Origin of the sequence: Streptomyces sp. NPDC046900 (genome assembly GCF_040644975.1) — a bacterium.
GTDB lineage: Bacteria > Actinomycetota > Actinomycetes > Streptomycetales > Streptomycetaceae > Streptomyces.
In genome coordinates, this window is the sequence record NZ_JBEYXD010000093.1 from 19596 (window position 1) to 30028 (window position 10433).

Sequence of the window (10433 nt, forward strand, 5' to 3'; positions counted from 1 at the left end):
GAGCCATCGTGAACGCTACTAACGGGTAAACGACGGGACAAGAGGTTTGGCAGGGGCAAAGATTCATTGGGCCATTAGTAGGGACTCCACAAAGAAACACGACCCGTAGCGGGACTACTTCATAGAGACCTTGACCACATCGGAGGGCTAGGGTTTTCCGGTGGATTCCCCTGTGCGGCGGTGCGACAAGGGGTTTCGCGGATCGAGTGAGCCTGGTTTCACGCTCCGTGTGGGCAAGCTCACCACTGGGAACGGGTCGAAACGTCGTGTCGGCAGTCCCTAAACTCGGCTTGTTTCAAGGAGAGGGAGCCATCGTGCGCAAGGTGTTGATCGCCAACCGTGGCGAAATCGCTGTCCGTGTCGCCCGGGCCTGCCGTGACGCCGGTATCGCGAGCGTGGCCGTGTACGCGGACCCGGACCGGGATGCCCTGCACGTCCGTGCGGCCGACGAGGCGTTCGCCCTGGGCGGTGACACCCCCGCCACCAGCTACCTGGACATCGACAAGGTCCTCCAGGCCGCCAAGGACTCGGGCGCGGACGCCGTCCACCCCGGTTACGGCTTCCTCTCCGAGAACGCCCACTTCGCCCAGGCCGTCCTGGACGCCGGGCTGATCTGGATCGGCCCGCCGCCGCACGCCATCCGCGATCTCGGTGACAAGGTCGCCGCCCGGCACATCGCGCAGCGCGCCGGTGCCCCGCTCGTTGCCGGTACGCCCGACCCGGTCTCGGGTGCCGACGAGGTCGTCGCCTTTGCCGAGGAGCACGGCCTGCCGATCGCCATCAAGGCCGCCTTCGGCGGTGGCGGACGCGGCCTGAAGGTCGCCCGCACCCTGGAAGAGGTCCCCGAGCTGTACGAGTCCGCGGTGCGCGAGGCCGTCGCCGCGTTCGGCCGCGGCGAGTGCTTCGTCGAGCGCTACCTGGACAAGCCCCGGCACGTGGAGACCCAGTGCCTGGCCGACCAGCACGGCAACGTGGTCGTCGTCTCCACCCGTGACTGCTCCCTCCAGCGCCGCCACCAGAAGCTGGTCGAGGAGGCCCCGGCCCCGTTCCTGAACGAGGACCAGGTCGCGCAGCTGTACTCCTCCTCGAAGGCCATCCTCAAGGAGGCCGGCTACGTGGGCGCGGGCACGGTGGAGTTCCTGGTCGGCAACGACGGCACGATCTCCTTCCTCGAGGTCAACACCCGTCTTCAGGTCGAGCACCCGGTCACCGAGGAGGTCGCCGGCATCGACCTGGTCCGCGAGATGTTCCGGATCGCCGACGGCGAGGAACTGGGCTACGGCGACCCCGAACTACGCGGCCACTCCTTCGAGTTCCGTATCAACGGCGAGGACCCGGGCCGCAACTTCCTCCCGGCCCCCGGCACGGTGACGACGTTCGCGCCGCCGTCCGGCCCGGGCGTGCGTCTGGACGCGGGCGTGGAGTCCGGTTCGGTCATCGGCCCGGCCTGGGACTCGCTGCTGGCCAAGCTGATCGTGACGGGCCGCACCCGCAAGGAGGCCCTGGAGCGGGCCTCTCGCGCCCTGGAGGAGTTCCAGGTCGAGGGGATGGCCACGGCGATCCCGTTCCACCGCGCGGTGGTCAAGGACCCGGCGTTCGCGCCCGAACTGACCGGCTCCACCGACCCGTTCACGGTGCACACCCGGTGGATCGAGACCGAGTTCGTCAACGAGATCAAGCCGTTCGCGGCGCCCGCCGATGCGGAGGTCGACGAGGAGACGGGCCGCGAGACGGTCGTGGTCGAGGTCGGCGGCAAGCGCCTGGAGGTCTCCCTGCCCGCGTCGCTGGGCATGTCGCTGGCCCGTACGGGCCTTGCGGCCGGAGCCAAGCCGAAGCGGCGCGCGGCCAAGAAGTCCGGGCCGGTGGCCTCGGGCGACACCCTCGCCTCCCCGATGCAGGGCACCATCGTGAAGGTCGCCGTCGAGGAGGGCCAGGAGGTCAAGGAGGGCGACCTGGTAGTCGTCCTGGAGGCCATGAAGATGGAGCAGCCGCTGAACGCGCACAAGGCGGGCACCATCAAGGGCCTGAGCGCGGAGGTCGGCGCGTCCATCACCTCCGGCGCCGCGATCTGCGAGATCAAGGACTGACACGCCTGCACACCCGAGCGCCCCAGGACCGGACGACCGGCCCGGGGCGCTTCGGTCTTTCCGGGGCCGGCAGGTCCTGCCGGCCCCGGGCGCCACGTTCAGCGGACGGACACGGTGACGACCGGCTCGGACCCGGGGTGGTTCGGCACGACGCCGAGCACCCCGCACAGGCCGACGTGAACAGGCGGCGCGCCTGAGCGCCGAACGTCGACAGCACGGTGAGGAACGGGCTCCCGTCCCCGGAGCACACCGAGCGCGGCCGCAGCGGCCTTGACAGGACCGCGACGGGCCCGGCGCTCGGCCCCCCGTGGGCGACGGCGCCGCGGACGGCCGATGACCGTGTCACGTTCGCTTCGCGTGCGGCGCAGCCCGGACGTGCGACCGGCGCGCATCAGCGGGCGTGGCGGCCCGGGGACCGCCACGTCGTCAGCGGCGGCGCAGGTCCGCGACGCGTGCGCGGTCTCCGTTGGGCGGTTCCCCGAGGACCGTGGTCGTGCTGCGCAACTGCGGTGCGCCGGCGGTCACCTGGCTGCGGCGCGGGCCGGGCAGCGGCACTTCCCGGCGCGGCTGACGCCCTGCCGGGACCGGATCGCCGCCGGCCGAACCGCCGCTCGACGCCCCGGCGACCGCGATCTGCACACCCTGGTCGGCCAGGGCCTGCAGCTCGGTGGCCGCACGGTCGTCGTGCGGAGGGGGCTCGTCCGTCACCAGCCGGGTGATCAGGTCCGTCGGCACGGTCTGGAACATCGTGTCCGTGCCGAGCTTGGTGTGGTCGGCGAGGACGACGACCTCCGCGGCCGCCTGCACCAGCGCCCGGTCGACGGACGCCGACAGCATGTTCGACGTGGACAGTCCGCGCTCGGCGGTGAGCCCGCTCCCGGACAGGAAGGCACGGGAGACCCTGAGTCCCTGGAGGGACTGTTCGGCGCCGCTGCCGACGAGGGCGTAGTTGGAGCCGCGCAGAGTGCCACCGGTCATCACGACCTCGACACGATTGGCGTGGGCCAACGCCTGGGCCACCAGCAGCGAGTTGGTGACGACGGTCAGACCCGGCACCCGTGCGAGCCGGCGCGCCAGCTCCTGCGTCGTGGTCCCCGCCCCGACCACGATGGCTTCGCCCTCTTCGACGAGGCCCGCGGCGAGATCGGCGATGGCGGTCTTCTCTGCGGTCGCGAGATGTGATTTCTGCGGAAAGCCGGACTCCCGCGTGAACCCGCCCGGCAATACCGCACCGCCGTGCCGGCGGTCGAGGAGTCCTTCGGCCTCAAGCGCGCGCACGTCCCGCCGTACGGTCACTTCGGAGGTCTGGACGACGCGGGCGAGCTCACGGAGCGACACGGCCCCGTTCGCTCGCACCATTTCGAGGATCAATTGACGACGTTCTGCAGCGAACACGAAACTGACAGTAACCCCAACGACCGTCTGCTTTCAGCAGTTTGCGCCGAATAACAGAAGTTGTTCGCACAGTGGTACCGGAGGTGGTATACGCGCCGACTATGCCGCACGCACCGTCGGCCACTCCCCGTGATGGGTCCCGTGTCCGGTCACGTGCACATACGTGAGACCGGTGACCGCCCGCCAGGGGGCGTCAGAGCTCGATGCCCGCCTTCCGGGTGTGCAACTGCCGTGCCACCTCCGCGATCGAGCCCGACAGCGACGGGTACACGGTGAAGGCGTTCGCGATCTGTTCCACCGTCAGATTGTTGTCGACCGCGATCGAGACGGGATGGATCAGCTCGGAAGCGCGCGGAGCGACCACCACACCACCGACCACGATCTCGGTGCCGGGACGGCAGAAGATCTTGACGAAGCCGTCGCGGATGCCCTGCATCTTGGCCCGCGGGTTGCGCAGCAGGGGCAGCTTGACGACCCGGGCGTCGATCTTGCTCGCGTCGACGTCGGCCTGGGTGTAGCCGACGGTGGCGATCTCCGGGTCCGTGAACACGTTCGAGGAGACCGTCTTGAGGTTGAGCGGGGTCACCGCGTCGCCGAGGAAGTGGTACATGGCGATGCGTCCCTGCATGGCGGCGACGGAGGCGAGCGCGAAGACACCCGTCACGTCACCGGCCGCGTAGACACCCGGAGCGGTCGTGCGGGAGACCTTGTCGGTCCAGATGTGCCCGGACTCGCGGAGCTTGACCCCGGCCTCCTCCAGACCGATCCCACTGGTGTTGGGGATGGAGCCGACGGCCATGAGGCAGTGCGAGCCGGTGATCACGCGCCCGTCGGCCAGAGTGACCTCGACCCGGTCCCCGACGCGCTTGGCGGACTGCGCGCGCGAGCGGGCCATGACGTTCATTCCGCGCCGGCGGAAGACGTCCTCGAGGACGGCCGCGGCGTCCGGGTCCTCGCCCGGCAGCACCCGGTCGCGCGAGGAGACGAGAGTGACCTTGGAGCCGAGCGCCTGATAGGCGCCGGCGAACTCGGCGCCGGTGACACCCGAGCCGACCACGATGAGCTCCTCGGGCAGCTCGTCGAGGTCGTAGACCTGGGTCCAGTTGAGGATCCGCTCGCCGTCGGGCTGGGCGTCGGGCAGCTCGCGCGGGTGGCCGCCGGTGGCGATGAGCACGGCGTCGGCGGTGAGGGTCTCCTCGCTGCCGTCGGCGACGCGCACGACGACCTTGCGGGACCCGTCCAGGCCCTGCATGCCCTCCAGCCGGCCCCGTCCACGCATGACCCGGGCACCGGCCCGCGTCACGGACGCGGTGATGTCGTGGGACTGGGCGAGCGCGAGCCGCTTCACCCGGCGGTTCACCTTCCCCAGATCGACCCCGACCACCCGGGCGGCCTGCTGGAGGGGAGGGGTGTCGTCGGCGACGATGATGCCGAGCTCTTCGTACGACGAATCGAAGGTGGTCATCACCTCGGCCGTCGCGATGAGCGTCTTCGACGGCACGCAGTCGGTGAGCACCGACGCCCCGCCCAGACCGTCGCAGTCGACGACGGTCACCTCCGCGCCGAGCTGCGCGGCCGCCAGCGCCGCTTCGTATCCGCCGGGTCCGCCACCGATGATCACGATCCGAGTCACGTACTCCATTGTCCCGCACGCCCGCGTCCGGCTCCGCCCCGGGGGCCGGGCGGCGGGGCATCTGTTGCAGGAGAGGCGGAGAGAGAGCTGTCGTACCCTCGACAGCATGTCGCTCTATGCCGCGTACGCCGGCAACCTCGACGCGCGGCTGATGACCCGCCGCGCACCGCACTCGCCGCTGCGTGCGACGGGCTGGCTCAACGGCTGGCGGCTGACCTTCGGGGGCGAGCACATGGGCTGGGAGGGCGCTCTCCCGACGATCGTCGAGGACCCGTTGTCGCAGGTCTTCGTCGCGCTGTACGACATCGCCCCGATGGACGAGGAGTCCATGGACCGTTGGGAGAGCGTGGGGCTCGAGGTCTACCGCCGGCTGCGGGTCCGCGTCCACACCCTGGACGGCGAGGAGTCGGCCTGGACCTATGTCCTGAACGGCTACGAGGGCGGACTGCCCTCGGCCCGCTACCTGGGCGAGATCGCGGACGCCGCGGAGTCGGCCGGGGCGCCGCACGATTATGTGATGGAGCTGCGCAAGAGGCCCTGCTGACCCGTACGGCGCCTACCATTGGGCTGAACGACGCACGAACGGGAGAGCGCGTCATGGGCCCCATCGCCACCTACGACGTCTATTACACCGAGCAGGCCGCCGCGGCTCGCGACCGGCTCGACGACCCGCAGCGCGCCGCGTTCGACAAGGGCATCTCCCTGCTGGCTCGGGACCCCTTCCTCCCGGTGTCCCGCCCCATAAGCTCCACCGGGGACGACCGCACGATCCGGCTCACCCAGAACATCCTGGTGGAGTACACGGTGAGCCGGGGCCGGCTGCTGATCTTCATCGTCGAGGTGTTCAACGACAAGGACGTCCTCATCGCGGAATAGTGCGGATCCAGCCGATTCCACGGATCCCCGCCGACGCCTCGCCGGGCCACACCTTCGGCTCTCTTCGCCTTGCTTCGTCGGAAACGACAAGACAACGATCGCATTCCCGTGACCTCCGTCATCTACGCGCGTAGGCCCGGACCGGCTACCCTCATGCGCGTGAACGCATCTCTTCTTCCGGACGACATCCAGGGCGACCCCTACGCCGCCGCCGACGCCGCCGCCGCACGGCTGCGTGAGCTGACGGGTGCCGAGACCCATGACGTCGCCCTTGTGATGGGCTCCGGCTGGGCTCCGGCCGTCGACGCCCTCGGCCAGGCAGACGCAGAGTTCCACGTCACCGAGCTGCCCGGCTTCCCGCCGCCGGCCGTCGAGGGCCACGGCGGCAAGATCCGCTCGTACCGGATCGGCGAAAAGCGGGCCCTGGTGTTCCTGGGCCGGACGCACTACTACGAGGGCCGCGGGGTCGCCGCCGTCGCGCACGGCGTCCGCACGGCCGTCGCCGCAGGCGCCAAGACCATCGTGCTCACCAACGGGTGCGGCGGCCTGCGCGACACCATGCGTCCCGGGCAGCCGGTCCTGATCAGCGACCACATCAACCTGACGGCGACCTCCCCGATCGTCGGCGCCAACTTCGTCGATCTGACCGACCTGTACTCCCCGCGCCTGCGCACGCTGTGCAAGGAGATCGACCCCTCGCTCGAGGAGGGCGTCTACGCGCAGTTCACCGGTCCGCACTACGAGACCCCGGCGGAGATCCGCATGGCCCGCGTCATCGGCGCGGACCTGGTGGGCATGTCCACGGTTCTCGAGGCGATCGCCGCGCGTGAGGCCGGTGCCGAGGTCCTCGGTATCTCCCTGGTGACGAACCTGGCCGCCGGCATGACGGGCGAGCCGCTGAACCACGAGGAAGTCCTCCAGGCGGGCCGGGACAGCGCCGCCCGCATGGGGACGCTGCTGGCCCAGGTCCTGAATCGGCTGTAGGACGCCGCCTGCCCGCGCGGATGCCGGCCGGGGCGCCCCCGGTCTCCGGAAGAACGGGGTGCGCCCGGCCCCGGGCCGAGAGCACCGGGCCGGGCGCCGAACCGGTGCCGTCCGCGCCGACCGGTGCTGGACTGGACGGGGAGAATCGGTGTCGCCCACTGTGTCCGCAGACGGCCGCAGAGCATCATCCTCCGCATGGGACCGCTTCACCCGACCGAGGACGGACCCTTCCCGATCCGCACCCGGCACGGCCGAGGCCCGGCTCCCGCACGAGCACACAACGAGAGGTTGACCCGACGTGCACGACGAACTCATCGCACGGGCCAAGGCGTGGCTGGCCGAGGACCCCGACGCGGAAACCCGTGAGGAACTCGCCAAGCTCATCGACGCCGAGGACCACATCGAGCTCGCGGCACGCTTCGGCGGCACCCTCCAGTTCGGCACCGCGGGTCTGCGCGGAGAACTCGGCGCGGGCCCGATGCGCATGAACCGGGTCGTGGTCATCCGCGCCGCCGCCGGCCTCGCCGCCTACCTCAAGTCCAAGGGGCAGTCCGGCGGCCTGGTCGTCATCGGCTACGACGCCCGCCACAAGTCCGCCGACTTCGCCCGGGACACCGCGGCCGTCATGACGGGTGCGGGCCTGCGCGCGGCCCTGCTCCCGCGCCCGCTGCCCACGCCGGTGCTCGCGTTCGCCATCCGGCACCTCGGCGCGGTCGCCGGTGTGGAGGTCACCGCCAGCCACAACCCGCCCCGGGACAACGGCTACAAGGTCTACCTCGGCGACGGCTCCCAGATCGTGCCGCCCGCCGACGCCGGGATCGCGGCGGAGATCGAGGCGATCGCCACCATCGGCTCGGTCCCCCGCGCGCAGCGCGGCTGGGACACGCTCGACGACAGCGTCCTGGAGGCCTACCTCGCCCGGACGGACGACCTCCTCGCCCCGGACTCCCCCCGGACCGCCCGCACCGTCTACACGGCGATGCACGGCGTCGGCAAGGACGTGCTCCTCGCCGCCTTCGCCCGGGCCGGCTTCCCGGCGCCGGCCCTCGTCGCCGAACAGGCCGAACCCGACCCGGACTTCCCGACCGTGGCCTTCCCCAACCCGGAAGAGCCCGGCGCCATGGACCTCTCCGTCGCCAAGGCCCGCGAGACGGATCCCGACCTCGTCATCGCCAACGACCCCGACGCCGACCGCTGCGCCGTGGCCGTCAAGGACGGCGGGGACTGGCGGATGCTGAGCGGCGACGAGGTGGGCGCCCTGCTCGCCGCACATCTGGTCCGCCGCGGGGTCACCGGCACCTTCGCCGAGTCCATCGTCTCCTCCTCCCTCCTCGGCCGTATCGCCGAGAAGGCGGGCCTGCCGTACGAGGAGACCCTCACCGGCTTCAAGTGGATCGCCCGCGTCGAGGGGCTGCGCTACGGCTACGAGGAGGCGCTCGGTTACTGCGTCGACCCCGACGGAGTGCGCGACAAGGACGGCATCACGGCCGCACTCCTGATCACCGAACTGGCGTCCACACTGAAGGAGCAGGGCCGCACCCTCCTCGACCTGCTCGACGACCTCGCCGTCGAGCACGGCCTGCACGCCACGGACCAGCTCTCGGTCCGCGTCGAGGACCTGTCGGTCATCGCGGACGCCATGCGGCGCCTGCGTGAGCAGCCCCCCGCGCGGCTCGGCGGGCTGACGGTGACGACGGCCGAGGACCTGACGCGGGGCACGCGGACGCTCCCGCCGACCGACGGGCTGCGGTACACCCTCGAGGGTGCGCGGGTCGTCGTCCGGCCGAGCGGCACCGAGCCCAAGCTCAAGTGCTACCTGGAGGTCGTCGTGCCGGTCGGCTCCCGGGAGGGGCTCGACGCCGCGCGGGCCGAGGCCGCGGAACTGCTCGCCGCCGTGAAACGGGATCTTGCGGCTGCCGCGGGGATCTGAACGCCGGTCGGGGCTTCGGTCCCGGCACCGGCCGCATCAAGACCACGGAACGGCCGGACCCGGGTCGCCCTGCGGGGCGGTCCCGGGTCCGGCCGTTCCGGCTTGTCCTGCGCCGCTCAGCCGGTCGGCGTGACGGGGGTCGCGGCGGTGTCCCCGGGGGCCGGGCATTCGGTGCCGGACGGGGTGGGTTCAGGGCTGTCGGTGGCGGCGGGGGGCGTCGGGGCACCGGGGCACGACGGGGCGTCGGTCGACGGCTCGGGGGCCGGAGGCGTCTGGGACGCGGAGGGTTCGGTACCGCCGTCGCCGGGCGTGACGGCCGGGGTTTCGGTGGGGGTCCCGGTGGGAGTCGGCTCGTGGGTCGGCTCCGGGGTCGGGGTGGGGCTCGCGCTCACGGTCGCCGAGGGGGACGCGGAGGGGGACGCCGACCGGGTGGGCCTGACCGGCGGCGGCGTGGCACCACCGTGCTGGGGGGCGTCGCCGCCGCGGTCCGGCGCCGCACCCGGGCGCCGGATCTCGCCCACGGGCCGCGTGGCCGGGGTGTCGCTGCCCGCTCCGGGGCTGCGCGGGACGACCCCCTTGCCGTCCGGGACGGTGTGCACTCCGCGGAGGTAGTACTCCATCCAGCCCAGGACGAGGTCGAGGTAGTCGCGCGAGTAGTTGTAGCTGAGGATCGCCCGCTCCAGGCCGGCCGCGGTGCCGAGGTCGCGCTCGCCGGCGCACAGGTAGTGGCCTGCGGCCAGGGCGGCGTCATAGATGTTGTTCGGGTTCGCGACGCCGTCGCCGTTGCCGTCGGCGCCCCAGTGCTTCCAGGTGGACGGCAGGAACTGCATGGGACCCACCGCCCGGTCGTAGACCCGGTCGCCGTCCCAGACGCCGTTCTCGGTGTCCCGTATCAGGGCGAAGCCGTTGCCGTCGAGCGCCGGTCCGGTGATCCGGGTGAGGGTGTCGCCGTTGGCGGCGACGGCGCCGCCGCTCGCCTGCCCCGATTCGACCTTGCCGATCGCGGCGAGAAGCTGCCACTGCAGACGGCAGCCCGGGTCGGTGTGCCGGACCGACGCCTCGGCGCGCCGGTAGGCGGCCAAGACGCTCGCCGGCAGCCCGGACTCGGCCGCGACGTGCTGCGCCGAGGGATGGGTGGCCGCGTCGCCCCACAGCTTCCCGGCCGCGGACACGCCCCGCAGCGGGGGCAGTTCGACATGGTAGGAGTCGTCGCCCTGCGAGGGGACGTCCGGGAGCGCGGTGTCGACGGACACGAATCCGCCGGGCACGCTCATGCTGTCGTCCTTCTTGGGCGCGCGGACGAGGCCCGGCGCCTGGGAGCCGGTGAGCAGGACCGTCGTGGCCGTGGCGACCGCGACGGCGGCCGTACCGCGCAGGCCGCGCCGGGAGCGCAGCCGGGCGCCCACTGTGCGGAAAGGTCTCGTGGGCGGACGGGACATGAGGACTCTCCTGACAGTCGGCCGGTACGGGACACCGGCGCGCGGGGGGCCGGGCGGGGGGGGGGGCCACCCCGCCGCGCCCGCCCCCG

At 71.9% G+C, this 10433-nt stretch carries 8 protein-coding genes; 5 read left to right on the forward strand and 3 right to left on the reverse strand.

The window, feature by feature from the left end:
* Positions 1-314 precede the first annotated feature (314 nt).
* Positions 315-2087, forward strand: coding sequence for a biotin carboxylase N-terminal domain-containing protein (locus tag ABZ904_RS42895; RefSeq protein WP_361001870.1), 1773 nt, complete (start codon positions 315-317; stop codon positions 2085-2087).
* Positions 2088-2513: 426 nt separating this feature from the next.
* On the opposite strand, the gene ABZ904_RS42900 is transcribed toward ABZ904_RS42895, so the two are convergent.
* On the reverse strand, positions 2514-3482 hold the full coding sequence (locus ABZ904_RS42900) for a DeoR/GlpR family DNA-binding transcription regulator (protein WP_361829543.1): 969 nt from the start codon (positions 3480-3482) through the stop codon (positions 2514-2516).
* A gap of 193 nt (positions 3483-3675) precedes the next feature.
* Entirely contained in the window at positions 3676-5223 is a 1548-nt protein-coding gene (locus tag ABZ904_RS42905) for an NAD(P)H-quinone dehydrogenase (RefSeq protein WP_361001873.1), read from the reverse strand.
* Here ABZ904_RS42905 and ABZ904_RS42910 point away from each other — a divergent pair.
* The 4 genes from ABZ904_RS42910 to ABZ904_RS42925 all read left to right on the forward strand — a co-directional run bounded on the left by ABZ904_RS42910 (position 5222) and on the right by ABZ904_RS42925 (position 8905).
* Positions 5222-5659, forward strand: coding sequence for a gamma-glutamylcyclotransferase (locus tag ABZ904_RS42910; protein WP_359393701.1), 438 nt, complete (start codon positions 5222-5224; stop codon positions 5657-5659). The two genes, ABZ904_RS42905 and ABZ904_RS42910, sit on opposite strands and share 2 nt — an antisense overlap.
* 53 nt (positions 5660-5712) lie before the next feature.
* The gene (locus ABZ904_RS42915) at positions 5713-5991 is read left to right on the forward strand and encodes a hypothetical protein (protein ID WP_359393703.1); all 279 of its coding nucleotides are present in this window, start codon (positions 5713-5715) and stop codon (positions 5989-5991) included.
* Between the two features lie 159 nt (positions 5992-6150).
* Positions 6151-6975 carry a purine-nucleoside phosphorylase gene (locus tag ABZ904_RS42920; RefSeq protein WP_359393706.1) on the forward strand — a complete coding sequence of 275 codons (825 nt, stop codon included), beginning with the start codon at positions 6151-6153 and terminating at the stop codon, positions 6973-6975.
* Positions 6976-7273: 298 nt separating this feature from the next.
* Positions 7274-8905, forward strand: coding sequence for a phospho-sugar mutase (locus ABZ904_RS42925; RefSeq protein WP_361001877.1), 1632 nt, complete (start codon positions 7274-7276; stop codon positions 8903-8905).
* A 116-nt stretch (positions 8906-9021) separates the two neighbouring features.
* Here ABZ904_RS42925 and ABZ904_RS42930 read toward each other — a convergent pair whose 3' ends face one another.
* A complete protein-coding gene (locus tag ABZ904_RS42930; protein WP_361829546.1) occupies positions 9022-10344 on the reverse strand; it encodes a hypothetical protein in 1323 nt (440 codons plus the stop codon).
* Between the last annotated feature and the right edge of the window lie 89 nt (positions 10345-10433).